Source organism: Pseudomonas sp. AC169, from assembly GCF_979258515.1.
This window is the reverse complement of the sequence record NZ_OZ409866.1, coordinates 391,257-415,008: the sequence shown is the minus strand read 5'-3', so window position 1 is coordinate 415,008 and position 23,752 is coordinate 391,257. Positions and strand designations below refer to the sequence as shown.

Below are 23,752 nucleotides of genomic sequence, written 5' to 3'. Positions count from 1 at the left end.
GGAGGCAAACAATGAAAACAGCATTCTTCGCTGTACTCGGGGCTTTGTTGATCGCCCAACCATCCGTGTCCTTCGCGGATAACAGCAACGGCAAAAACCTCTATTCGCAGCGCTGCGCTGTGTGCCACGGCGCCGATATAAAGGGCACCGGACCGCTGGCGCAGAAAAGCAATCCACCCACACCTGACCTGACAACGCCCGCGTTCAAAAAACGCCTGAATGAATACCCGGGCGTGATTGTGTCGTCGATCATCCTTCGTCCGAACGGCAACCTGATTCCGAAAACGCTGAAGGACAACGGCGTAAAGATACCGCCCCATGCCTGGAGCGTTAAGGATCTGCGCGATCTGCATGAGTACATGAGTGGTGTGATTTCAATCAAACGATGATCCGGATGTTCGGTCGAGGAATCCATTGCTTCGGCTTAATGGTAACCATTACTATTCACACCCTTTTCCTCAGCACGCCGCCCATATCCCCCATGCGTCCCCGCAGACCCGGCTTTTTCGAGCATTACGAAGAGTTGATCGGCACCTGGACTCGTCGCCTGCGCAACCGCGCGCAGGCCGAGGATCTGGCGCACGACACCTTTGTGCACGTGCTCGAATCCGATTCAGCGGCGGTGCAGCAGCCACGGGCGTATTTGCACCAGACCGCGCGCAATATTGCGGTCGACGGCTATCGGCGTGAGGATCGGCGTGGCGCCATGGAGTCGCAGGCAATCGATCACGGAGAGTCGTCGTCCGGCGACCCGGAGCATTACATGCATGCGATCCAGTTGGCTGACTCCATTGAACGGGCGCTCAGCGAGTTGCCGGTCAATTGCCGCAAGATCTTTGTCTGGCAGAAGATCGAAGGTCTGACCCAGGCCGAAATCGCCGAACGCCTGGGGCTGTCCAAGAACATGGTCGAAAAGTATATGATCCGCACCCTGCGGCATCTGCGTGATCGCCTCGACGGGTTGCAGTCATGAGCCGCTGCGACATTTCATCCCCAGCCCAACAGGACATTCCATGATGGATACGCGTGATTGCGCGTGCGGGCAAACAACGGTGCGCGATGACGCGGCTCGCTGGTTTGTGCGATTGCAGGAGCCGGCCGTTGATGCCGCCGAGCAGCAGCGCTTTGACGCCTGGCTGAATGAACATCCGCAGCACCGTGACGAATTCCAGTTGCTGCAGGGCTTGTGGTCGGCAGCGGATTTGCTGCCGGCGTCACGCCTCCAGGCCCTTGCTGAAACGTCGCCAACACGCCGTGGACGCCGTCCGTTGTTGCGGTATGCGGTGGCCGCCAGTGTCCTGGCGGTGGCGATCGGCCTGGGTTTGTTCAGCGGTTTGAATCATCCGGGCGGCTACAGCGCCGAGTTCGCCACGGCGTTGGGTGAGCGTAAACATGTGGCGCTGCCGGACGGTTCGGTGATCGATCTGAACAGTCGCAGCCGCTTGCAGGTGCGTTATGAAAAGGATCGTCGAGTCATTGAATTAAGCGAAGGCGAAGCGATGTTCAGCGTCGAGCACGATACTTCGCGACCCTTCGTGGTCGAGGCGGGCAGCGGCAAGGTCACGGTCACCGGCACCCGTTTTGATGTGCGCCGCGATGTCACGCAAACCCGCGTGGCGGTGGAGCAGGGCACGGTCAAGGTGCAGGGCCACAACTCGCCGGATAGCGAATTCATCAACCTGACCGCAGGTCTCGGCACCCATGTCGATGCGCAAGGAAAAGTCGCCGCAGCCTACGCGGTCAACGCAGCGGAACTGACGGCGTGGCGCAGCGGCAAACTGGTGTTCAACAACGCCAGCCTCAGTGAAGTCGCCGCCGAAGTGTCGCGTTATCGCGACAAGCCGCTGACCGTTGCCAATCCGGCAGTGGCCAGTCTGCGCCTGACCAGCGTGTTCAAATCCGACAACACCGACGCCTTGCTCAAAGCCTTGCCAAGCATCCTGCCAGTGGCCGTTCGCACCCTTGCCGATGGCAGTCAGGAAATAATCGAAAAATAAAATTCAGGTTTTTTTCGAGTTCATCGTCTTCCTGTTCAACTGCAACTGGTTTGCATTAACAGCCGCACACTCTTGCGATCCACAGGACTACGTACGACTTGAAAAACACCACTGCCAACAACAAAAAATCCCCTTGGTTGCCGCTCGCTCTGGCGCTGGCGGTCAGCGCCGCGATGCCGCTGGCGTTCGCGGCTGAAGCCATTCATATCCGCGCGCAGCCGCTGGGTCAGGCCTTGAGCGAACTGGGCCAGCAGACTTCACTTCAGGTGTTTTTCAGCCCGGATCTGGTTGCCGGCAAACAGGCCCCGGCGGTCGATGGCGACATCTCGCCGGAGCAGGCGCTGCGCCAATTGCTGCAAGGCAGTGGTCTGGATTATCAGATCAATGAAGGTTCGGTGACGCTGTCGCCGGCCGCAACTTCCGCCGCCACCAACGGCCCGCTGGAACTGGGCGTGACCGACATCAAGGTGGTCGGCGACTGGCTTGGTGATGCCAACGCTGCCGTGGTGCAGAACCATCCGGGTGCGCGTACGGTGATCCGCCGCGAAGCGATGGTCGAGCAGGGCGCGATGAACGTCAGCGACGTGCTCAAGCGCGTGCCGGGTGTGCAGGTGCAGGACTCCAACGGTACCGGCGGCAGCGATATTTCCCTGAACGTCGGCGTGCGCGGTCTGACTTCGCGTCTGTCACCGCGCTCCACCGTGTTGATTGATGGCGTACCGGCAGCGTTCGCGCCGTACGGCCAGCCGCAACTGTCGATGGCGCCGATTTCCTCGGGCAATCTCGACAGCATCGACGTGGTACGCGGCGCCGGTTCAGTGCGTTATGGGCCGCAGAACGTCGGCGGGGTGATCAACTTCGTCACCCGCGCGATCCCGGAAAAAGCCACCGGCGAAATCGGCACCACCCTGGAAACCACTCAGTACGGTGGCTGGAAACACATCGACACTGCGTTCCTCGGCGGCACCGCTGATAACGGCATGGGCGTGGCGTTGCTGTATTCCGGCGTCAATGGCAACGGTTACCGCGAGCGCAACAACGGTAACGACATCGACGACGTGCTGCTCAAGACGCACTGGGCGCCGACCGATCAGGACGATTTCAGCCTCAACTTTCACTACTACGACGCCACGGCCGACATGCCCGGCGGTCTGACGCAGAAGCAGTACGACGCCAAACCGTACGATTCGGTACGTGACTACGACCAATTCACCGGTCGGCGCAAAGACCTGTCGTTCAAGTGGATCCGTCAGATCGACGAACGCACTCAGGCGGAAATTCTGACCTATTACACCGACAGTTTCCGTGGCAGCACCATCGCCGCCCGCGACCAGAAAACCCTTAGCTCGTACCCGCGTTCCTACTACACCCTGGGTATCGAGCCACGGGTGTCGCGGGTTTTTGATGTCGGCCCGACTACCCAGGAAGTCAGCGTCGGTTATCGCTACCTGAAAGAGGCGATGCACGAATCATCGAGCCGCGTGGCGCTGGTCAATAACCAGCCGGTGCTCACGCCGACCTCCGACGGCCATGTGTTCCAGGACCGCACGGGTGGCACCGAAGCCAATTCGGTCTACATCGATAACAAAATCGACGTCGGCAACTGGACCATCACCCCCGGCATTCGCTTCGAACACATCAGCACCGACTGGCATGATCGCGCGGTGCTCGACACCGCTGGCAGGCCTGTGCAGGCGAAAAACCGCAGCATCGAGAGCAACGAACCGTTGCCGGCGCTGAGCGTGATGTATCACCTGTCGGATGCGTGGAAACTGTTCGCCAACTACGAAACCTCGTTCGGCAGCCTGCAGTATTTCCAGCTCGGTCAGGGCGGCTCGGGTGATCAGACCGCCAATGGCCTGGAGCCGGAAAAGGCCAAGACCTACGAGATCGGCACGCGCTACAACGACGATGTGTGGGGCGGGGAAGTGACGCTGTTCTACATCGACTTCGACGACGAGCTGCAATACATCAGCAATGACGTGGGCTGGACCAACCTCGGTGCGACCAAGCATCAGGGTATCGAAGCCTCGGTGCATTACGACATGGCGGCGCTGGATCCGCGTCTCGACGGTTTGACCGCCAACGCCGGTTTCACCTACACCCGAGCCACCTATGAAGGTGAGATTCCGGGCTTCAAGGGTCGGGATCTGCCGTTCTACTCGCGTCAGGTGGCAACCGTCGGTTTGCGCTACGACATCAACCGCTGGACCTACAACCTCGATGGTTTTGCCCAGTCGAAACAGCGCTCGCCGGGCACGGGTGTGAATGCCGACGGCAGCTTCAACGGCAACTACATTACCGAAGGCACGGCGGATGGGCAGTATGGCGACATCCCGGGTTACGTGACCTGGAACGTGCGCGGGGGTTATGACTTCGGGCCGCAGGTATCGAACCTGAAGTTGGGCGCCGGGGTGAAGAATATCTTTGACAAGCAGTACTTCACCCGCTCCAGCGACAACAACTCGGGGATGTATGTCGGCGCGCCGCGCACGTTCTTTGTGCAGGCCAGCGTAGGTTTCTAAGGCTCAAGCCATTGCTGAACCGGTTTCCTCTGGTTCAGCAAAGCGCTCTCAGGCTATTCGGGAATCAGAAAGTTGATAACGGGTCCGGGATTGCCCGCCAGATCTGCGCCCTTGAGGCAAATGCTCTGCCGGCCGTTTGCAAGGGAAACATGGAACACGCCTGTGGAGGGCGATACGCGCTGGAATCCCTGCCCGTCATTGCAGTTGATGCTCCCGGGCTGCCCGGACTTGTATTGAAATTGAAAGGGATCCAGATCCGGTGAGACCGGAAAAACCCTGACATCGTAGTCATCGTCACCCACCCATTCGATTTTATAGGCCGGTGCCAACGGCGCTGGTGCTTCCAGCAACCACCGCCAATAGACGCTGGGGGTTTTTCCATCCGATTGTTTTGGCACGTCCGTAGGCCGCTGTTGGCCAATCAGGCAGAGAAAATATAGCCCCGCACCTTCTTTGAGATCATGGCTCAACTGTTGCTCGGAACCCGGGCGAGCGGTTTGTACCTGGCTATACCCAGCAAGCGACTGGCATTCGTCCAGCGTGCGCGTATAGCGATAGCGGTAGTAGGGAGCGCTCAATGCGAAGGTTTGCAGCCAATGCCATGGCACGACTGTTCCGTGCTCGTCACGCTCGACTTTGATGTAATCGCTGTTTTGCGATGATGTCGGAAAAGACCATGCTGCTCCCAGCGGGCAGTCACCCGGACGCGGGTCGAAACGCCCCTTGGTGAAGCAAGCACCCAGGCCTTCGGTTGTGGAGGCGTAGTTGGTGTCAGTTCGCTTGTTGACCTGCCCGGCAACGACTTCGCAGGGGGCGCCCTTGTCACATCGATTACGGTCACTTCCGCGCGTGGTAGTGCCCAACACACCCACGACTTCATTGGTATAACGCGCAAGCAATGGTGAGCCGGATAATCCACTGACAACATCGAGGCAACGGTTGCTCGATTGTCCTACCCACCGCCACGGGCCTTCGATGACCGCCGCCGAATGTTCCTGTTTGCATGCCATTCGCTGAATGAAGCCGTTCACGGGCGCGCCGGTGATCAGAATATTTTCTTCGGGGGGCAAGGGGGCATGCGCCAGTTTCAGAGGCTCGATACCGTCGCTGATCAACTGTTCCAGAGGCTGTTCAAGTTCAACGATAGAGATGTCCTGGCCACGCAGCGTGCTCCAGCCAATCCGGCTTACCGCATAAGAGCGACTGTGCGGTTGCGTGTCGAAAAAATAATTGAACGTAACCCGACCCTTTGCAGGCTGATTGACGATGACCTCGTTATTGCCTATCTCCGGATGTGTGCAGTGTCCGGAGGTCAGTACATAAGCCGGATTCGACACAGTACCGGGTTCTCGTGTGTCAATGAGTGTACCGGAGCAGGTCATGCCGCCTTCAACTTCGACACGGCCAATGGCTTGCCAATGCACATAATGTCCGTTGGCATTGGCCAGCCGCTTGGCGGGAGCAAAATTGGCTTCGCCTTCGCCCCAGTCGTATCGATTGACGGAGGCGCATCCCTGGAGAAGAGCGATCAGTGCAAGAGCCGATCCAATTCGAATGTTCATGACAGATTTCCATTTCCGCGGGGCTGGAAATCACCATGATTCAAAGGGTCAAGGCCTGTCTACTGTCAAACCTGACAGGTGTCGCGCTAATCTTCATACTTTCAATGTCTTACCGCCGATGGCCACCGCGACCAACAGTACCGCCATCAAGCCAAAGGCAAAACTCAAGCTACTGGCATGGGCGACAAAACCGATCACCGCCGGCCCTGCCAGAATCCCTGCATACCCCAAAGTGGTAATTGCCGGCACCGCGATGCTTTCCGGCATGACGGTCTGCTTGCCCACCGCCGTGTACAGCACCGGCACGATGTTCGAACAACCGGCACCGACCAGTGCATAACCAACCAGTGCCGCTTGCCAGCTCGGCGCAAATGTCGCGAGAAACAGACCGGCCGCCGCCAACAGACCGCCAAACAGAATGATCCGCGTGGCACCGACCAGCCGCACAATCCGGTCACCCATCAAGCGTCCGGCGGTCATGGTCAACGCAAACGCTGCATAACCCAATCCCGCATACGCGGTGTCGATCCCGCGTTCCTGCGCCAGAAACACCGCGCTCCAGTCCAGTGCTGCACCTTCAGTGAGAAAGACGATGAAGCACATGCCGCCGATAAACAGCACGATGCCGTGGGGGATGGCGAACGCCGGCCCGGAACTCTCACTGCCATAGGGCAACATGTGCGGCACGCATTTGAACAATGCCGCGATCAGCACCACGACCACCACCAACATGGCTGCGAGAGGCGTCAAGCCGAGGCCGAGCAAGGCACTGACCCCCGCCGCGCCGACAATCCCGCCGAGACTGAACAGGCCGTGAAAGCCCGACATCATGTTCTTGCCGCTGGCGCGCTCGACAATCACCGCTTGCAGGTTCACCGTCGAATCCACCGTGCCCAGGCCGGCACCGAACACGAACAGTGTGGCGATCAGCGCCGGTATCGACGACACCGTGGCCAGCAATGGCAACGCCGCGCAGATCAACAAGGTGCCACCAGTGGCGACGCGCCGACAGCCGAAGCGCGTGGCCAGAATCCCCGCCAGCGGCATCGCCAGAATCGAACCGACCCCCAAGCACAACAGCAATAACCCCAACGTGCCCTCATCCAGTCCGGCGCGGGCCTTGGCGTACGGCACCAACGGCGCCCACGCGGCGATGCCGAGCCCGGCGATGAAAAAGGCGATGCGCGTGGACATCTGTTGCAGGCGTCCGGGGACGAAGGTGTCTTGGGGGGTGAGGCTGGTCATATCGATCCTTGGCAAAAAACGTCGCGTCCCCGAAGGACAGTGATACGGCGACGAGGTTCGATCGCTCATCATTCGAGGCAGTACAGCCGACATCCTACCCTGTGGGAGTGAGCGGGCTCACTAATCAGCGGTCATGCACCGATTCCTGTGGGAGCGAGCTTGCTCGCGAAGGCGGTGTGTCGGATAAAGAAAATATCGGCTGACACACTGCATTCGCGAGCAAGCTCGCTCCCACAAGGGATTGCGATTTACAGTGGCCTTCTTGGGTAACAGGGACAAACACTGATGACGCAGTTTTACGATGCACGGGGCAATATTTACGGGGTGATTGCGCCGCAGGCACTGCGCGACGCGGGCATTGCCTTGCCTGCCAGCGCCACCGAATGCGCCTTTTCGCGCCAGTCCTGGAGCGAAGCAGCAATCAAACTCTGCTGCGACTGGCCCGAAGATCAACGCCCGATGAACAGCAAATCCCACCGCAGCGACGGCCTGCTGATCGGTCCTTTCCAGACGTCGCCACCGTTCGACGTATTGATCGTCAACACCGACGGCACGCTCGCCGAGCGCAGTGGCAATGGCCTGACGATTTTCTCGCAAGCACTGACCGAGCAAGGCTTGATGCCGGAGGAGGGCACGTTGTTGCGCGTGCATCAGGACAAGGGTGACGCCGTGGAAACCTCGGTGAAACCGGCCGAAGTTGAAGACACTCAAGGCTTTTGGCTCGATCTTGGCCAACCCGGTTTCGGGCCGCGCGCGGTGGGTGCGCAGAGCGTTGAAAACGTCGACTTCAACGGGCGAGACGTGAGTCTGGTAAAGGCTCTGGCGACACTCGATGCGGCATGGTCACGCAGCCAGTTTGTGCGAATCGGCAATCCGCATTGCGTGACGCTGCTGGATGACCGGGCGGCGTTGCCGAGCAACCAACAGATGCGTGAATCACCACTGAACCAAGGGTTGACCGAAATCGCCTACGCCATGCCCACCGGCGCCGGTGATCCATGCCCGGCAGGTGTCAATCTGCAATGGGCGGTGCTGGAGTCACCCCAGAAAATCCTCGCCCGCGTGTTCGAACGCGGCGAAGGGCCGACGGCGTCTTCTGGCACCAGTGCCAGTGCGGTGGCCTGTGCGGCCTGGCGTGTGGGTTGGGTGGCGGCCGGTGAAGTGCAGGTGGTGATGCCCGGCGGCACGGCGCCGATCCTGCTTGACGCAGAGCACGGGCAATTGCGCGGCGTCAGACTGTTTGGCACCGCGCGACGGATGGCGCACTGAACGTAGTGCACGGGGTTATTTTTGGGTGGATTCAGGAAGAGGACGCACGCTTTGCAGCGTATGCAACAGCAGCGTTTTTACCTGTTCAAAACCCAAAGGTTGATGATTCGCGAAGCTTTCGACTTTCAGCACCAGCGCAGGACTGCTTTCGGAGTTTGTATGCCCAGCAGTAAGAGTGAAGCGTTCCGCGGTTTCTCTGTCGCCGTTATCCGGATCAATACCTCTATAGCGGGCACCGCCTATAACACCGTCAATAGCGCCGATTTTGGCAGGTTCAGGGCCAAACCTGTTGCGTTCAACGGCGTTCGCGAATGGATTGGCAAACATTGTGGAGGTTAACAAGGGTAAAAGCTTCAGCGCTTTATCACTGTCATTGCTCAAGTTCAGGCTGTAAAGAAGGCGCGGATTTTTGGTGGGATGCCATGCCAGCGTAACAGCGTAATTCTCGCGGCCATTGTCGGCAATAAAGCCGAAAGGCAAGCAAAACCCCGGCTCTTGCGGTATTTCGAATGGGGCTCGCGGGCGGAAATTTGCCAGTACTGTCTGGACTTTGGGTTTCAGTGTTTCCAGCGCTTGGTCAGTTTGGTTACCTGGCGTCCTGTCAGTGACGGTGAAACGGTAGACGTGGTCGCCACGCCAAAGCAATGCGACCAGTTTTCCGGGGGCCCAGGAAATCTGTGCATCGACTATGTCCCAGTCAACATAACGCTCTTGCTCAAATTGGGCATCAGACGGATAGGTGGCGAGCTCTTTTTGATAACGTTCAAGCTCTGACTGGAGTTTCTCGGTGGGCCGCCCACTTTCGGTAAACGCTGCGATGGTGCCTCTGAGCATGACGGTCTCTGAATAGAGTTTGCTCAAGCGTACGCGTTTGTCTTCCAATGCATACCGTTCAGCTTTCAAGGCGTTGAATTGTTCTGGGTTACTTTGCTCCAGCTCCCATGTCAGCGCTTGTTTGATGGCGTCTATTTTTTTTCTATGGCGCGTGTTTGCGCGCCTTCCATGTCAGGGCCGTGGCGATCTTTCAACTGCTGAAAAACCGCCAGTGTTGTCGGTGGACTGACCTCGATATCGAAGAGATAGCCATTTTTCCGGAAAGGGCTGTCGCCATAGCTCAGTTGCTTTTCGCTGGGGTCAATATTAGGCGAATAGATTCCAAAGTCCGGATAGTTCCAGTGCCCGCCGGCGACGTGCCATTCAATGTCTCCCGGTACATCGAACAGCGTCCGGCCGAGGCACTCGGTACGCCATTTCGGGTTATCTGCAGGGGCTGCATTTGCCCAAGCCTCAGCTGGCGTCAAAAGTGCCAGCATCAGGGGGAGATGGCGCATCAGGTTCTTTCCTTGCTCTGAGTGTCTTGCGCTAAAACGGCATAGTGCTGAGATGTTGCAGCTCTGTCACGCGTGGGTTCGATTTTCGCCAGGATCGTAAGGTTGAACCCTGAGTTATTGTTCTCGTATTTGGTCCAATGGATCGGAAGTGCGGTGATGAATCCAAATACTGTGGTCGGGTGCTTGCCGGCCATGGTGCTGAGCCAGAATTCTTTTTCAAAGGGCATGGCGTTGCTTGCACCTTTGACCGCGGCGCTGGAAGAGGGCGGTGCGACCGATACCTGTCCCCACAGTGGCCAGATGGATGCGTCGTTGCGAGGGACGTGGCGAAAAGCCTGCTCATAGGCCTCTGCAGCCTTGGTGGAAGTCGTCTTTGTTGTCGGTGGTGTCGCTGGTCACGCCTTCTTCGAGGACTTGCGGCTGCTTGCCTTCGTGGAAGATTTCGGTGAGCAACCACAGGTCATTCCACTCGCTGCGCGGGTGGTCGGACATGGCCATGAAGTGGCCGCTGACCAGTTTGGTCTGGTCGCCGCGACCTTCGGCCTCGCGGTAGTCGGCGCGATGGCGTTCGAGGGCGCGTTGGCTGAGGAACTTGCCACGGGCGCGGTCGATGAAGCGGCCTGGGTAGTCGTAGTCTTCGAGATCAGGCTCGGTGCTCTCGCCGTCCGGTTTGTAGGCCGCTTCCATTTGCAGGCGTGGTTTTTTCGAAGTCGTAGTCGCGGCGCGTGGTGCGGCTGGTGCGGGTTTCCAGGCGCAGTTTGAAGCCTTTGATCACCGGTTCTTCGGCGACCATGCCGCTGCCTTGCACGTAAGCGGTCGGCTGGCCGAGATCGGGGAACACGGTCTGGTCGTCGCCGAACACCAGCAGGTGGCCTTTATCGCTGTGCTGGAAGTGGTAGTGAATGCCTTCCTCTTCGCACAGGCGCTGGACGAAGTGCAGGTCGGTTTCGTCGTATTGCACGCAGTAGTCGCGATCCGGGCACGGCTGGCTCAACTGGAAGCTGTAGGCGTTGCCCTTGATGCCGTGTTCTTCGAGGATCAGCGCGATGAGTTTCGGCGCCGACATCTGCTGGTAGATGCGCTGGTTGGTGCGGTGATGCAGGTATTGCAGTTGCGGCACCATCGACACTTTGTAGCGGGTCAGGCGCTTGCCGGCATCGCCTTGGGCAACGCGGTAGATCTGGCCGTGGATGCCCGAGCCTTGTGGATCGAATGCGAGAAACGCCTGCTTATGCAGGAGCTGTTCGAGGTCCAGATCCGGGTTTTCACTGACCAATTCCAAGTCGAAACGAAACGGCTGGCTGATGCCTTCGGTGCCGGTGAACGACAGCACTTGCAGGTCGCCGACGTAGTCTTCCACTTTGAGGCTGAAGTGGGTTTCGTTAGCGGGGTTGAACATCTCAGGCTCCTTGAGATTTACGCCGGTCATCCACGGCCGTTTTGCATCGGTCTGGAGAACGCAGACAGGAGCTGGATGTTAAAGGGAAAAAGTTGCGCAAAAAGTTGCGCACATGGGAGTAGGTCCCCGGTCTATAAGGGTAAAAAGGAAGTGATTCAGAATGTTTCTTGGCGAAGTGCCATCAGTCAAGCCCGAAAAGACGTGGTTTTCGGGCTTGTTTTGTAAGTTCGTTCAGACCAGTTGCGGGGCAAACTCCACCACCGGCATCTGCCGCTTCATCAACACCTTGCCACCGCGAATCGAATACAACGGCAAGCCCTGACTGCGGATCACCTCGTAATCGCTGTCCGCCGAGAGAATCAGCAGATTCGCCGGACGCCCCTGTTCCAAACCATAGCGATCACCCAAGTGCATGGCTTTGGCGCTGTTATCCGTGACCAGATCCAGCGCACTTTGCAGGTTGCGATAACCGAGCATATGGCAGATGTGCAGCCCGGCTTCGAGCACGCGGAGGATGTTGCCGTTGCCAAGCGGATACCACGGGTCAACGATGGAATCCTGGCCGAAACAGACGTTCATGCCGGCTTCGAGCAATTCATTCACACGGGTCACGCCACGGCGTTTCGGGAAGTTGTCGAAGCGCCCTTGCAGGTGAATGCTCTCGGTCGGGCAGGAGACAAAACTGATCCCGGAATGCCCGAGCAGCCGGAACAGTTTCGCGCAGTAAGCGTTGTCGTAAGAGCCCATCGCCGTGGTGTGGCTGGCGGTGACGAGAGCGCCCATGTCGCGGCTGCGCGCCTCTTCGGCGAGCACTTCAAGGAAGCGTGAATGCGGGTCGTCGGTCTCGTCGCAATGCACATCGACCAGGCACCCGGTGCGCTCAGCCAGGTCCATCAGAAACTTCACCGAACTGACGCCCTGATCGCGGGTGTACTCGAAATGCGGAATCCCGCCGACCACGTCAGCGCCCATGCGAATCGCTTCTTCCATCAGCTCGCGGCCATTGCGGAACGACTCGATGCCTTCCTGCGGAAACGCGACGATTTGCAGGTCGATCAGGTGACGGCTTTCCTCGCGCACTTCGAGCATGGCTTTGAGGGCGGTGAGTTGCGGGTCGGTGACGTCGACGTGGGTGCGCACGTGCTGGATGCCGTGGGCGGCCAGCGCTTGAATGGTTTTCTTCGCGCGGGTCTTGGTGTCTTCTTCGGTGATGGTGACCTTGCGCTCGCCCCAGCATTCGATGCCTTCGAACAGCGTGCCGCTCATATTCCAGCGCGGCTCGCCGGCGGTGAGGGTGGCGTCGAGGTGGATGTGCGGTTCGACGAAGGGCGGCACCACCAGATTGCCGCCGGCGTCGAGGTCATCCGGGCCAAGGGTCGGCGCTTCGGTCTGGCGGGCGATGCTGTGGATCAGGCCGTCTTCAAGGTGCAATTCGTGCAAACCTTCCTGGTTGCGCAGTCGGGCGTTGATGATGTGCATCAGGCGAATCCTTTTTTTATAAGTCTTGTAGTGGCGCGCTGGCGCTGCGGGCGCCGAGCAGACCGGTGACGATGACATACGTTAGCGCGGCAGCGGCGATGCCTACCAGCGGCGCGACCCATGGCGAGCTGAACGCGGCGATGGTGCCAACCGCGTAGGCCCCGAGCCCCGCCCAGTTGAACGCCGGCAACCGTGCGTCGGCCAGACGCGGATAGTGCCCGCGCCAGCGGTAGAAGAAGTCAGCCATGATCACCCCGCCAATCGGCGGAATCACCGTGCCGAGCAGAATCAGATAGGGCACGAGCATGTCGTACATGCCCAACAGGGCGAGCAGGGTGCCGATCACCGCACCGGCGAGGGTCACGGTCTTGCGCCGGCCGGTGCGCAGCAGGTTGCAACCGGCGACGGCGAAGTTGTAGATCGTGTTGTCCTGGGTGCTCCAGATGTTCAGCAACAGCATGGCCATCGCGGCCATGGCGAAACCTTGCAACAGCAGCACTTCCACCACGTCCGGCTGTTGATAGACGATGGCGCCGTACGCGCCGATCAATACCATCAGGCCATTGCCGATGAAGAAACCGATCAGACTGGCCAGCACCGCCACCCGCGCTGAACGGGAAAAACGCGTCCAGTTGGTCGCTTGCGTGGCGCCGCTGACGAAGGTGCCGAACACCAGAGTGATCGCCGTCGACCAGTCCAGCGAACCCGTCGGCACGACGCTGAGCAAACCTTCGAAGCCGCCGACTTTTACCGTGGCGACCCACATCGACAGCAACAGCAGCAACATCATTGCCGGCACCGCGATGTACGACAGAATCTCCAGCCCGCGATAACCGACGTAGGCGGTGGCGCAGAACATCAGACCGAACAACACCATCAGGCCAAGCACCGTGCCTTCGTCGAGATTGAAGTATTTGCCAATTACCACGGCAGCGGTCGCGGTGCCCCAGGCGTACCAGCCGATCTGGGTGAAACCGAGGATCAGGTCGCTGAGTTTGCTGCCGACTTCACCGAAGCAGAAACGCCCCATCAGCACCGAGTTGAGGCCGCTTTTAAAGGCGATATAGCCGAGGCCTGCCGCATACAGACCGAGCAGCAGATTGCCGACGATGATCACCGCCATCATCTCGCTGAAACTGAACGCCACGCCAAGCTTGCCGCCGGCAAACATGGTTGCAGTGAAAAACGTGAAGCCCAGTAACACCATGGCCGTCGAGGCCAGGCCTTTGCGCGCATGCATCGGGACTTCGCTGAGGGGGTAATCGTTGCCGGGAGCGTTCTGCGTCATGGGGCGGTCCTTGCTGGAAAGGGAGAGACGCGGGGAAGGGTTGCAGTGGTCGTGCCAAATGCCGGGTGGCGCGGGTTATGTATAGACGAGCCGTGTAGATTGGCGCGAAAGCGGTGCAACTGAATGCACTCAGGCCCAATGTGGGAGCGAGCCTGCTCGCGAAGACGGTGTGTCAGACGATATTTGCTGTGACTGATGAACCGCATTCGCGAGCAGGCTCGCTCCCACAGGGGATTTGTGTTGGTTTAGAGAAAGCGCAGCAGCGCGGCGACGATTGCTTCCGGGGCGTCTTCCTGAACGAGGTGGCCGGCGTTGGGGATAGCGTGGAATTGTGAGCCGGGGATCATCTGGTGCAACGCCCGACCACGCTCGATGGGGATCCACTGATCCTCCTCACCCCAGAGAATCTGCACCGGGCAGCGAATCGTCGGGTATAGGTTTTCAGCTTCACGGGTGTAGCACTCATCCATTTGTGCAATCTGCCGGTAGAACGCCGCTTGCCCCGGATCGCCCAGCCATGGCTCAACGTAGGGCGCGAGTTCGTCGTCAGGAATATCCCGGTGAATCGCCCCGCGAATATAAGTCGGCACAATGGCGCGCTGGATGTAATCGGGCAGGCTGCTGAACGCCGCTTCATGCTGACGCACATGCTGCACGAACGGCGAACCCCAAGGCGACAATGCCACCGGATCGATCAGGGTCAGGCTGCGGTAATCCTTGTTGTTGAGCAGATGCGCACGCAGCACGGTGGCGCCGCCGAAGTCGTGGGCGACGACGTCGGGGTTTTTAATATTCCAGTGGTCGAGTAGCTGAGCCAGCAGTTGGTTTTGCACGCCGAGGGAAACATCGCCGTCGGGTTGCTCGGATCGCCCGTAGCCCAAAAGGTCGAAGTAATGCACGCGATGCGTGGCGAAAAAGTGCGGTGCGATCCGATGCCACACGTACGACGAAAACGGTGTGCCATGCACGAACACCAGCGGCGGGCCGTCGCCGCGTATGGCGTAGCGTATCTGTCGGCCGTTGAAGTCAAAGACCTGATCCAGCAGCCAGTCTGTCATCGGCCTGTCCTCTTGGCGGGTGGGAGCCAAAAAGCATAGGCGTAAAAAAACAGCCGTGAAGGCTGTTTTTGAGGATCAGCGCTGTTCTCCTGTGGGAGCGAGCCTGCTCGCGAAGAGGGCGTGTCAGTCGATATAAATGTCGGCTGACACACCGCTTTCGTCGGAACGCCGCCCGGAGCAGGCTCGCTCCCACAGGGATAGTTGGGGTGTCAGAGGTTACTCACCGCGATAGATGCAACCGCTGGTGCACGTCTCGTGAATACGGATCGCGCTCAGTTCCGGCAGCAACGGCTTCATTTCATTCCAGATGAATTTGGCCAGCACTTCGCTGGTCGGGTTTTCCAGACCGGGAATGTCGTTCAGGTAGTTGTGATCGAGACGCTCGTACAGCGGCTTGAAAATCGCTTTGATCTCGGAGAAATCGCGGATCCAACCGGTGTGCGGATCGAGGTCGCCGCTCAGATGAAGCGCCACTTTGAACGAGTGACCGTGCAGACGTCCGCACTTGTGGCCGTCCGGGACGTGCGGCAGGCGGTGGGCGGATTCGAAAGTAAATTCCTTGAAGATTTCCACAGTATTTTCGGCTCTGTTCAGATGGCGTTCGCCGCAGCGATTCGGGCAGGCGGCGAGTTTACCAGCTTGTGTTTGGCCGTGCTGACTAAAGGGTCAGCAAGCGCTCGGCGAGGCGACCATTGGCAGTCAGTTCAAGGAATTCGTCACCCAGACGGCGGCTCTCGTCCATCGCCGCGTGCCAGTATTTCTGCCGGCTCGGCGCATCGCCCATAAAGCGTTTGAAGTCGTTACGGTCGGGCAGTTTGCCGTAGGGCAGGCGCGCCAGATATTCCTTCGACGGCGCGAGCAACAGCACGTCCTGCAAGCGCTCTACCGAGGCCTTGCGCCACGGCAGGGTTTTGTCGAACCAGCCGGGAATCACCCGGTCGGTGAAGTGCGGATAGAGCACGATGCCGTCGCCGCTGTAGGGCAGGTCGAGGTGATAGTCGAGCAGACCGCCATCGCGGAACGTACCGGCGCCGGCGCCCGGGAGGTCGCGCACACCTTCCATGACCATCGGGATCGAACCCGAAGCCAGCAGTGCCTGGCGCAGGTTGCCGGCATTCAGGGCGACGAAGCGCGACGGGAAATCGTTCAGCGCATTGACCGGCGGGGCGAGGCGCGGGTCGTGGATGATCAGCCGTTCGAAATGTCGCGACAGCCGTGCACGGCCGCGCAGGTTGTCGGCAATCACCGAGCCCAGTGCCAGACCCAGTCGTCCGCGATGGTCATCGGCCAGACGCCCCTGACTTTTCACCACCATGATGTTCAGACGGTAGTGGGCGTTGTCGAGGATGCTCGCATCGCGGCCGTCCAGCAGGTCATTGAGCATGCGTTGCGAGCTCTGACTGATCTCGGCCATGGTCACGCCTTTGTTGAAATTCTGCTCGGCGTACAGGTGGCCGAGACGACGGATGCCTTCGGCGGCGTCCGGCAGGCAGGCGCTGGCGAAGCGCCAGGAACCGACCGAGGCGCCGATCAGCGAGCGTTCACGCGGCGCGCTGGGCAGCCATTCACCGAACAATGCCAGATCCAGCCCCTGAATCCCCAACGCCTTCGGCCCACCGGCAGCGCCGGGCAGGGTGCCGACGTCGGCGGCGTTCAGGCCTTGCGCACGAATCCGCGCCAGGGCGCGCGGGCCGGCCTTGAGGGTGAGGGCGGGGAATTTGATGTGGATGGCGGTCATACCGGTCTCGATCGTTAGCAAGCGAAGCATTATAGAACGATGATGTCCCCTGTGGGAGCGAGCTTGCTCGCGAAAGCGTAGGGTCAGTCAACGATGATGTGTCTGATACACCGCCTTCGCGAGCAAGCTCGCTCCCACAGGGGATATATGTTGAGCTGGAGCAATGATGGCAATTCAGTTTCAGTTAAGTTCATCCCGTTAAGGTGCCCACCGTAAGCAACACATAAAAATACGGAGACACCATGAAAACCCTGACTGCCCTGTCCATTGCCTCGATCATCGGCTTCACTGCCAGCCTCGCCCACGCCCGCGATCTCGGCCCTGACGAAGCCCTGCGTCTGCGTGACGCTGGTACTATCGTCTCCTTCGAGAAGCTCAACGCCGCTGCGCTGGCCAAACACCCGGGTTCGACGATCACTGAAACCGAGCTGGAAGAAGAGTACGGCAAGTACATCTACCAGATCGAAATGCGCGATGCGCAGGGCGTCGATTGGGATCTGGAATTAGACGCGGTGACTGGGCAGGTTCTCAAGGATCATCAGGATAAGTAATGAAGGTTAATGTTCGCGCCACCAGCCGTACGGCATTGGCGCTGGTGATTTTTTGCTCGGCAGCAATGGCCCGCGACCTCGACCAGGACGAGGCCCTGAGTCTGCGGGAGAAGGGCGTGATCCTGCCGCTGGAGCAAGTGCTGCAGCAGGCCATGGACCGCTACCCCGGCGCAAAATTGCTGGAAGTCGAGCTGGAAGAAAAACACGACGTCTACATTTACGAAGTCGAGTTGCTCACCGTCGAAGGTGTCGCCCGTGAGTTGCACTTGAAAGCCGATACCGGTGAACTTGTGAAAGACAAGGAAGATTGATCGATGCGTTTGCTATTGGTGGAAGACCACGTACCGCTGGCCGACGAATTGCTCGCCGGCCTGCAACGCCAGGGCTACGCGGTGGATTGGCTGGCGGACGGTCGCGATGCGCTGTATCAGGGCAGCAGCGAACCCTATGACCTGATCATTCTCGACCTCGGCCTGCCGGGTGTGCCGGGGCTCGAGGTGCTAGCGCAATGGCGTGCCGGCGGTCTGGCGATTCCGGTGCTGATTCTGACGGCGCGCGATTCCTGGGCCGAGCGCATCGAAGGTCTGAAGGCCGGTGCCGACGATTACCTGACCAAACCGTTCCACCCCGAAGAACTGCAGCTGCGCATTCAGTCGCTGTTGCGCCGCTCCAAAGGCCAGGCCAATCAGCCGACGTTGCAGGCTGCCGGACTGCATCTGGACGAGGGCCGCCAGTGCGTGGTTCGCGACGGCGCCGACATTCAACTGACGGCCGCCGAATTCCGCTTGCTGCGCTATTTCATGCTGCATCCGGAGCAGATCCTCTCCAAAAGCCACCTCGCCGAACACCTCTACGACGGTGAAACCGAGCGCGATTCCAACGTCCTCGAAGTGCACGTCAATCATCTGCGCCGCAAGCTCGGCAAAAGCGTGATCGAAACCCGTCGCGGTCAGGGTTACCTGTTTGGCGGACAAGCTTCGTGAGGTCGATCCAGCGCCGCTTGAGCCTGGGTTTGATCAGCGTGATGGTGATCGTCGGTGTGGTGCTGGCGCAAACCAGTCTGTGGTTGTTCGAAGTGGGTTTGCAGCGCTACCTCGAAGCCGGTCTGCGCAATGACAGTGAAAGCCTGCTGGTGGCGCTGGTGCGCGGCCCGCAGGGTTTGCAACTGGATGAGCGTCATCTGTCGCCGGCCTATCAGCGACCGTTTTCCGGGCACTATTTCCGCATCGATTTTGCCGACAGCCATTGGCGTTCGCGCTCGTTGTGGGATCAGGACCTGCCGCTGCTCGAACACCCAGGTCTGCACAGCAACCTGCAACTGGGCCCGGACGGTCAGCAGTTGCTGGTGCTGCGCTCGGACTATCGACGCCTGGGCCAGTCGATCTCGATCAGCGTCGCGCAGGATTACACGCCGGTGCGCGAGAGCTTTCAGCGTATGCGCCAGATCGGGCTGGGTTTAGGTCTGGCGGCGTTGCTGCTGATTCTGATACTGCAACGACTGACCGTGCGCCGCGCGTTGAAGCCGCTGGAAAGAGCGCGCGAACAGATCGCGCAACTGCAGCAGGGCCAGCGTTCGCAACTGGATGATGAGGTGCCGGTGGAACTGGAACCGCTGGTGGCGCAGATCAACCATTTGCTCGCCCACACCGAAGACAGTCTCAAGCGTTCGCGCAATGCTTTGGGCAATCTCGGGCACGCGTTGAAAACGCCATTGGCAGTGTTGTTGAGCCTGGCGTCCAGCGAAAAACTTGATGCCCATCCTGAGCTGCGCAAGGTACTCAAGGAACAGCTGGAGCAGGTGCAGCAACGGCTCAATCGCGAATTGAACCGTGCGCGGCTATCCGGTGATGCGTTGCCGGGGGCGCTGTTTGATTGCGATGCGGAACTGCCGGGGTTGTTGGCGATACTGAACATGATTCATGGCGAGCATCTGGCGCTGAGTTATGTCGCGCCGGCGGGGTTGCAATTGCCGTGGGATCGCGAGGATTTGCTGGAGTTGCTCGGCAATCTGTTGGACAACGCCTGCAAGTGGGCGGACGCCGAAGTGCGCTTGAGTGTGATCGAGCGTACAGATGGCTTTGCCCTGAGCGTGGAGGATGACGGGCCGGGGATCCCTGAATTGCAGCGCGCTCAGGTCTTCAGCCGGGGGACGCGGCTGGATGAGCAGACTGACGGGCATGGCTTGGGGCTGGGGATTGTCCGCGATATTGTCGAAACCTGGGGCGGGTTGCTGGTGTTGGGCGAGAGTGAGTGGGGCGGGTTGAAGGTGGTGATCGAGTTGCCTCGGCGGTGAGCCTTTAGAAGCCCCTCACCCTAACCCTCTCCCGGAGGGAGAGGGGACTGACCGAGGTGTATGTTCGAGTTACACCGACCTGAAACACCGAGTCGAGCTCAGGTTTTGAAAGCTTCCCCGTGACCTGAAACACCGAGCCGAACTCAGTTTTCAATGACATGAAGATCGGCTCCCTTTCCCCCTCGCCCCCTTGGGGGGAGAGGGCTGGGGTGAGGGGGGGAATCCAGCTGACACCCCACAAACTTCGAATCAAACCCGGAACTGATCCATCAAACTCTGCTGCTGATTCGCCAGACTATTGAGCGACTGGCTCACCCGCGCCGACTCATTCGCCTGCCCGGACAACGACTCGGTCACATCACGAATCGTCGCCACGTTGTTGTTGATCTCTTCGGCCACCGCGCTCTGCTCTTCCGCCGCGCTGGCAATCTGCAGGTTCATGTCGCTGATCACCGTCACCGCCTCGCCGATCTGGCGCAACGCGGTCACGGCTTGGCCAACCTGTTCGACACTGCCCTGGGCCTGACGATGGCTGTTGCCCATCGAACCAACCACATCCTGCGTGCCGCTCTGCAACTGCTCGATGACCTGACGGGTTTCCTCCACCGACTCCTGTGTGCGGCGGGCGAGGTTGCGTACTTCGTCGGCGACCACCGCAAAACCTCGTCCGGCTTCACCGGCACGCGCCGCTTCGATCGCAGCGTTGAGCGCCAGCAGGTTGGTCTGTTCGGCGATGGCGCGAATGGTTTCCAGCACCGCGCCGATCTTCTCGCTGTTGGCGGCGAGGCCTTCGACCTGCACCATCGCAGCGCTCATGTCGGCGGCGAGGGTGTCGATGCTCGCGGTGGTGCGGTCGATCACAGTCAGGCCCTGGCGGGTCGCGCGATCGGCATCCTTGGCCGCCTCGGCAGCCTGCGCGGCGCTGCGCGCGACGTCTTGCGCGGTGGCGCTCATTTCGTGGGACGCAGTGGCGACCTGATCGACCTGACGGTATTGCTGTTCCATGCCGGCGCTGGTCTGGGTGGCAATCGCTGAGGACTGGTCGGCGGTGTTGCGCGCGTCCTGCACCGAGCGTTTCACTTCGGCGATGATCGGCTGCAACTTGTCGAGGAACTTGTTGAACCAACCGGCCAACTGACCCAGTTCGTCCTGCTTGTCGTAGGCCAGGCGCCGGGTCAAGTCACCTTCGCCGCTGGCGATGTCCTCAAGCATGTGCGCCACGCCGAGGATCGGTTTGGTCACACTGCGCGCCATCAGCCACACCAGCAGCAAGCCGATCAGCGCGGCCAGTACGCCGAGGCTCAATTCGATCAAGGTGCCGGAGTTGTTGCTCGCATCCAGTTGTTGCTTGAGCGCTTCGGCGCGGCTGACCAGGACTTTCTCCGGCACATCGAGCAACACGCCCCAAGACGGGCCGCCGGGAATCGGCGGGAACGGCGACAGCACTTTCAACTGGCCGTTGCTGTGCAGACTGCTGACGCTGCTGCTGGCAGCGAGTTTGCTGAGCAACTCGGCGCCGCTGGTTTTATCCACCGCGTCCAGACGCTGGCTGAGCTTGCCGGCGTCCGGGCTGTGACCGGCGAGCAGGCCGGCGGGGCTGATGATGCTCACAGCGGTCTGGCCGTCGTAGAGTTTTTTGCTCGCGCTCTGACTGATCGCCTGAAGGCTGTTGAGGTTGATATCGACGGACAGCGAGGCGATGACTTTACCGTTGACCATCAGCGGGAAAACGATGCTGGTCATCAGCACCTTCTGCCCGTCGATCACATAGAAGTAGGGTTCGATCACGCACGGCTTGAGCGTGGCGCGCGGGCAGGTGAACCAGGCGTTGGCCGCTTGACCGCTGGGGCCGGTGCTGGTGTCGGCCATGTCGCTTTCCGGCAGGGCCATCGAAGTGACTTTGCCCGGGGTCGGTTGCGACCAGTACAGGGCGAAACGGCCCTTGTCGTTACTGCCCAGTTCAGCCTGACCGGCGAACAGTTCGTCTTTGCCGTCCAGTGCGTTGGCTTCGAACACCAGCGACAGGCCGAGCAGATCCGGGTTGGCTTGCAGCGCGGATTTGACCTGACGGGTCATGTCTTCGCGCAGGTCGAAGGCGTCGAGGAAGCGCTTCTCGGCCTGTTCGCGCAGAAACAGCACCTGCCGCGAGAAGCCGTGGCCGTACTGATAGGCGTCCATGAACTGCTGGCGAATGCCGGCGGCCTGCACTTCACCTTGCGACTCGATACGCGCCTGCGCCGATTCAGTGAGCATTTCCATGCTCGAAGCTTTCACCAGTGCAGAACTGTGCTCCATGCGATACAGCGAAAGACCCACCAACAGGGTCACGATACCGGCCAGGCAGAGGCCGGCGAGCAGGGTGATTTTCCATTGGATGGAAAGTTGTCTGAGCGACATGGAGACGTCCTTATTCGATAAATATCTGAGACTTTGCACTGTAACGGCCAAAGAGCAGCTTTCTTGAGCTTCGAGCCGCAAGCTGCAAGCGAAAAACGCAAAAGCTTGCGGCTTGTGACTTGCAGCTTGCCGCTGCTTCATTCACAGTGCGCGCCCTTCTAATAAGACCCTCTTTGCAAATCCGCCGGTAAAGCGTTGGCGGACTCATTCTGTCTGGCGGTCGGTTTTCCACCGCAGTGTTTTTCGAGGTAGTGAAATGAATGCAGTCATAGCGGCGGTTGGCGTCATGCTGATACTCAGCCTGTCCCGCGTGCACGTGGTGATCGCCCTGATCGTCGGCGCACTGGTCGGCGGCCTGACCGGTGGTCTGGGCATCGATGCCACGCTCAAGGCCTTCAACAGTGGTCTGGGTGGCGGCGCCACGGTGGCGTTGTCCTACGCGTTGCTCGGCGCTTTCGCCGTGGCGATTGCCAAGTCTGGCCTGGCCCACGCGCTGGCCGACAAGGCTCTGGCCATGGTTGATCGTCAACATGCGACCGGCGGTGGCAGCGTCAAATGGCTGCTGATCGGCCTGCTGTGGGTGGTGGCGATCGCTTCGCAGAACATCCTGCCGATCCACATCGCGTTCATTCCGCTGCTGGTGCCGCCTCTTCTATATGTGCTGACCAAGCTGCAACTCGACCGTCGCTTGATCGCCTGCGTGATGACGTTCGGTCTGATCACGCCGTACATGTTTCTGCCGGTAGGCTTCGGTAACATTTTCCTCAACGAGATTTTGTTGGCGAATGTTGCGCGTAGCGGCGTCGACATCAGCGGCATCAACGTCACCCACGCCATGGGCATTCCGGCGCTGGGCATGGTCTTCGGCCTGGCGATGGCGTTCATCACATATCGCAAACGGCGCGTGTACGACCTGGCGAAGATCGAACAGGTTGAGCAAGTTGCGGTGCAGTACAACCCGCTGAGCCTGATGATTGCCGGCGTGGCGATTGCCGCCGCGTTCATTGTGCAACTGCTGCTGGACTCGATGATTATCGGGGCGCTGGTCGGTTTTCTGATCTTCTCGGTATCGGGCATCGTCAAGTGGCGCGAGACCGATGACCTCTTCACCGAGGGCATGAAGATGATGGCGATGATCGGCTTCATCATGATCGCCGCGTCCGGGTTTGCCGAGGTGATGAAAGCCACCGGTGAGGTGCAGACCCTGGTCGAGTCGTCGGCGTCGTGGATCAATCACAGCAAAGGCGTGGGTGCACTGTTGATGCTGCTGGTCGGGTTGCTGGTGACCATGGGCATCGGTTCGTCGTTTTCCACGGTGCCGATTCTGGCGGCGATTTTTGTACCGCTGTGCGTGCAACTGGGCTTCAGTCCGATTGCGATTGTCTGCATCGTCGGCACCGCTGGTGCGTTGGGCGATGCCGGTTCGCCGGCCTCCGACTCGACCCTCGGGCCGACCTCCGGCTTGAACATCGACGGCCAGCATCACCACATCTGGGACACCGTGGTGCCAACCTTCCTGCACTACAACCTGCCGCTGCTGGCGTTCGGCTGGGTGGCCGCGATGGTTCTCTGAACCTCACCGGTGATCGTTCCCACGCTCTGCGTGGGAATGCCTCTTGT

Annotated in this window: 21 protein-coding genes and 2 pseudogenes; 10 read left to right on the top strand and 13 right to left on the bottom strand. The window is 59.9% G+C overall.

The window, feature by feature from the left end; translation table 11 throughout:
• Positions 1–11 precede the first annotated feature (11 nt).
• From ACZZ0G_RS01805 to ACZZ0G_RS01790, 4 genes are all read left to right on the top strand, one after another.
• A complete protein-coding gene (locus ACZZ0G_RS01805; protein ID WP_463555090.1) occupies positions 12–389 on the top strand; it encodes a c-type cytochrome in 378 nt (125 codons plus the stop codon).
• Positions 390–481: 92 nt separating this feature from the next.
• On the top strand, positions 482–973 hold the full coding sequence (locus ACZZ0G_RS01800; RefSeq protein WP_463555089.1) for a sigma-70 family RNA polymerase sigma factor: 492 nt from the start codon (positions 482–484) through the stop codon (positions 971–973).
• Positions 974–1,013: 40 nt separating this feature from the next.
• A complete protein-coding gene (locus ACZZ0G_RS01795) occupies positions 1,014–1,997 on the top strand; it encodes a FecR family protein (protein WP_463555088.1) in 984 nt (327 codons plus the stop codon).
• Between the two features lie 98 nt (positions 1,998–2,095).
• Entirely contained in the window at positions 2,096–4,522 is a 2,427-nt protein-coding gene (locus tag ACZZ0G_RS01790; protein ID WP_463555087.1) for a TonB-dependent siderophore receptor, read from the top strand.
• Positions 4,523–4,575: 53 nt separating this feature from the next.
• On the opposite strand, the gene ACZZ0G_RS01785 is transcribed toward ACZZ0G_RS01790, so the two are convergent.
• Positions 4,576–6,084, bottom strand: a complete 1,509-nt coding sequence (locus ACZZ0G_RS01785) for a trypsin-like serine peptidase (RefSeq protein ID WP_463555086.1) — start codon at positions 6,082–6,084, stop codon at positions 4,576–4,578.
• A gap of 93 nt (positions 6,085–6,177) precedes the next feature.
• Positions 6,178–7,329 (bottom strand): MFS transporter, encoded by a 1,152-nt coding sequence (locus ACZZ0G_RS01780; protein ID WP_463555085.1) that lies wholly within the window; start codon positions 7,327–7,329, stop codon positions 6,178–6,180.
• A 285-nt stretch (positions 7,330–7,614) separates the two neighbouring features.
• Between ACZZ0G_RS01780 and ACZZ0G_RS01775 the strand changes: the two genes are divergently transcribed.
• Positions 7,615–8,598: a diaminopimelate epimerase gene (locus ACZZ0G_RS01775; RefSeq protein ID WP_463555084.1), complete on the top strand. Its 984-nt coding sequence runs from the start codon at positions 7,615–7,617 to the stop codon at positions 8,596–8,598.
• A 15-nt stretch (positions 8,599–8,613) separates the two neighbouring features.
• On the opposite strand, the gene ACZZ0G_RS01770 is transcribed toward ACZZ0G_RS01775, so the two are convergent.
• The 9 genes and pseudogenes from ACZZ0G_RS01770 to ACZZ0G_RS01730 all read right to left on the bottom strand — a co-directional run bounded on the left by ACZZ0G_RS01770 (position 8,614) and on the right by ACZZ0G_RS01730 (position 16,891).
• Positions 8,614–9,459: a T6SS immunity protein Tli4 family protein gene (locus ACZZ0G_RS01770; RefSeq protein WP_463555083.1), complete on the bottom strand. Its 846-nt coding sequence runs from the start codon at positions 9,457–9,459 to the stop codon at positions 8,614–8,616.
• Positions 9,460–9,563: 104 nt separating this feature from the next.
• Positions 9,564–9,929, bottom strand: a complete 366-nt coding sequence (locus ACZZ0G_RS01765; protein ID WP_463555082.1) for a hypothetical protein — start codon at positions 9,927–9,929, stop codon at positions 9,564–9,566.
• Positions 9,929–10,156 carry a hypothetical protein gene (locus tag ACZZ0G_RS01760; RefSeq protein WP_463555081.1) on the bottom strand — a complete coding sequence of 76 codons (228 nt, stop codon included), beginning with the start codon at positions 10,154–10,156 and terminating at the stop codon, positions 9,929–9,931. Before ACZZ0G_RS01760 ends, ACZZ0G_RS01765 begins: the two co-directional genes overlap by 1 nt.
• Before the next feature lie 121 nt (positions 10,157–10,277).
• A pseudogene (gene tssI, locus ACZZ0G_RS01755) lies at positions 10,278–11,328 on the bottom strand (type VI secretion system tip protein TssI/VgrG); the annotation flags it as partial.
• A gap of 231 nt (positions 11,329–11,559) precedes the next feature.
• On the bottom strand, positions 11,560–12,807 hold the full coding sequence (gene codA / locus ACZZ0G_RS01750; protein ID WP_463555080.1) for a cytosine deaminase: 1,248 nt from the start codon (positions 12,805–12,807) through the stop codon (positions 11,560–11,562).
• A gap of 16 nt (positions 12,808–12,823) precedes the next feature.
• Positions 12,824–14,095: a cytosine permease gene (gene codB, locus ACZZ0G_RS01745; protein ID WP_463555079.1), complete on the bottom strand. Its 1,272-nt coding sequence runs from the start codon at positions 14,093–14,095 to the stop codon at positions 12,824–12,826.
• 245 nt (positions 14,096–14,340) lie between these two features.
• Positions 14,341–15,153 carry an alpha/beta fold hydrolase gene (locus ACZZ0G_RS01740; RefSeq protein WP_463555078.1) on the bottom strand — a complete coding sequence of 271 codons (813 nt, stop codon included), beginning with the start codon at positions 15,151–15,153 and terminating at the stop codon, positions 14,341–14,343.
• Positions 15,154–15,369: 216 nt separating this feature from the next.
• Entirely contained in the window at positions 15,370–15,726 is a 357-nt protein-coding gene (gene queD, locus ACZZ0G_RS01735; protein WP_007915588.1) for a 6-carboxytetrahydropterin synthase QueD, read from the bottom strand.
• Positions 15,727–15,811: 85 nt separating this feature from the next.
• Entirely contained in the window at positions 15,812–16,891 is a 1,080-nt protein-coding gene (locus ACZZ0G_RS01730) for a patatin-like phospholipase family protein (RefSeq protein ID WP_463555077.1), read from the bottom strand.
• 242 nt (positions 16,892–17,133) lie between these two features.
• Between ACZZ0G_RS01730 and ACZZ0G_RS01725 the strand changes: the two genes are divergently transcribed.
• From ACZZ0G_RS01725 to ACZZ0G_RS01710, 4 genes are read left to right on the top strand one after another with little or no spacing between them, the layout of a single operon-like run.
• Positions 17,134–17,442 (top strand): PepSY domain-containing protein, encoded by a 309-nt coding sequence (locus ACZZ0G_RS01725; protein ID WP_463555076.1) that lies wholly within the window; start codon positions 17,134–17,136, stop codon positions 17,440–17,442.
• On the top strand, positions 17,442–17,753 hold the full coding sequence (locus ACZZ0G_RS01720) for a PepSY domain-containing protein (protein WP_038362521.1): 312 nt from the start codon (positions 17,442–17,444) through the stop codon (positions 17,751–17,753). The genes ACZZ0G_RS01725 and ACZZ0G_RS01720 overlap by 1 nt, the downstream gene beginning before the upstream one ends.
• A 3-nt stretch (positions 17,754–17,756) precedes the next feature.
• Positions 17,757–18,425: a response regulator transcription factor gene (locus ACZZ0G_RS01715; protein ID WP_007915592.1), complete on the top strand. Its 669-nt coding sequence runs from the start codon at positions 17,757–17,759 to the stop codon at positions 18,423–18,425.
• Positions 18,422–19,735 (top strand): sensor histidine kinase, encoded by a 1,314-nt coding sequence (locus ACZZ0G_RS01710; RefSeq protein WP_463555075.1) that lies wholly within the window; start codon positions 18,422–18,424, stop codon positions 19,733–19,735. The genes ACZZ0G_RS01715 and ACZZ0G_RS01710 overlap by 4 nt, the downstream gene beginning before the upstream one ends.
• A 249-nt stretch (positions 19,736–19,984) precedes the next feature.
• On the opposite strand, the gene ACZZ0G_RS01705 is transcribed toward ACZZ0G_RS01710, so the two are convergent.
• Together ACZZ0G_RS01705 and ACZZ0G_RS01700 are read right to left on the bottom strand one after the other, a co-directional pair.
• Positions 19,985–20,740, bottom strand: coding sequence for a methyl-accepting chemotaxis protein (locus ACZZ0G_RS01705; RefSeq protein WP_430947413.1), 756 nt, complete (start codon positions 20,738–20,740; stop codon positions 19,985–19,987).
• A 102-nt stretch (positions 20,741–20,842) separates the two neighbouring features.
• Positions 20,843–20,989: pseudogene (locus tag ACZZ0G_RS01700) on the bottom strand (HAMP domain-containing protein); the annotation flags it as partial.
• 1,399 nt (positions 20,990–22,388) lie between these two features.
• Here ACZZ0G_RS01700 and ACZZ0G_RS01695 point away from each other — a divergent pair.
• On the top strand, positions 22,389–23,705 hold the full coding sequence (locus ACZZ0G_RS01695) for a Na+/H+ antiporter family protein (RefSeq protein ID WP_016987944.1): 1,317 nt from the start codon (positions 22,389–22,391) through the stop codon (positions 23,703–23,705).
• Positions 23,706–23,752: the final 47 nt, after the last annotated feature.

Coding starts and splice junctions, on each gene's coding strand:
- ACZZ0G_RS01805 (WP_463555090.1), top strand. CDS start 12: ATGAAAACAGCATTCTTCGCTGTACTCGGGGCTTTGTTGATCGCCCAA.
- ACZZ0G_RS01800 (WP_463555089.1), top strand. CDS start 482: ATGCGTCCCCGCAGACCCGGCTTTTTCGAGCATTACGAAGAGTTGATC.
- ACZZ0G_RS01795 (WP_463555088.1), top strand. CDS start 1,014: ATGATGGATACGCGTGATTGCGCGTGCGGGCAAACAACGGTGCGCGAT.
- ACZZ0G_RS01785 (WP_463555086.1), bottom strand. CDS start 6,084: ATGAACATTCGAATTGGATCGGCTCTTGCACTGATCGCTCTTCTCCAG.
- ACZZ0G_RS01780 (WP_463555085.1), bottom strand. CDS start 7,329: ATGACCAGCCTCACCCCCCAAGACACCTTCGTCCCCGGACGCCTGCAA.
- ACZZ0G_RS01775 (WP_463555084.1), top strand. CDS start 7,615: ATGACGCAGTTTTACGATGCACGGGGCAATATTTACGGGGTGATTGCG.
- ACZZ0G_RS01765 (WP_463555082.1), bottom strand. CDS start 9,929: ATGCGCCATCTCCCCCTGATGCTGGCACTTTTGACGCCAGCTGAGGCT.
- ACZZ0G_RS01760 (WP_463555081.1), bottom strand. CDS start 10,156: ATGCCCTTTGAAAAAGAATTCTGGCTCAGCACCATGGCCGGCAAGCAC.
- codA (WP_463555080.1), bottom strand. CDS start 12,807: ATGCACATCATCAACGCCCGACTGCGCAACCAGGAAGGTTTGCACGAA.
- codB (WP_463555079.1), bottom strand. CDS start 14,095: ATGACGCAGAACGCTCCCGGCAACGATTACCCCCTCAGCGAAGTCCCG.
- ACZZ0G_RS01740 (WP_463555078.1), bottom strand. CDS start 15,153: ATGACAGACTGGCTGCTGGATCAGGTCTTTGACTTCAACGGCCGACAG.
- ACZZ0G_RS01730 (WP_463555077.1), bottom strand. CDS start 16,891: ATGACCGCCATCCACATCAAATTCCCCGCCCTCACCCTCAAGGCCGGC.
- ACZZ0G_RS01725 (WP_463555076.1), top strand. CDS start 17,134: ATGAAAACCCTGACTGCCCTGTCCATTGCCTCGATCATCGGCTTCACT.
- ACZZ0G_RS01720 (WP_038362521.1), top strand. CDS start 17,442: ATGAAGGTTAATGTTCGCGCCACCAGCCGTACGGCATTGGCGCTGGTG.
- ACZZ0G_RS01715 (WP_007915592.1), top strand. CDS start 17,757: ATGCGTTTGCTATTGGTGGAAGACCACGTACCGCTGGCCGACGAATTG.
- ACZZ0G_RS01705 (WP_430947413.1), bottom strand. CDS start 20,740: ATGGAACAGCAATACCGTCAGGTCGATCAGGTCGCCACTGCGTCCCAC.
- ACZZ0G_RS01695 (WP_016987944.1), top strand. CDS start 22,389: ATGAATGCAGTCATAGCGGCGGTTGGCGTCATGCTGATACTCAGCCTG.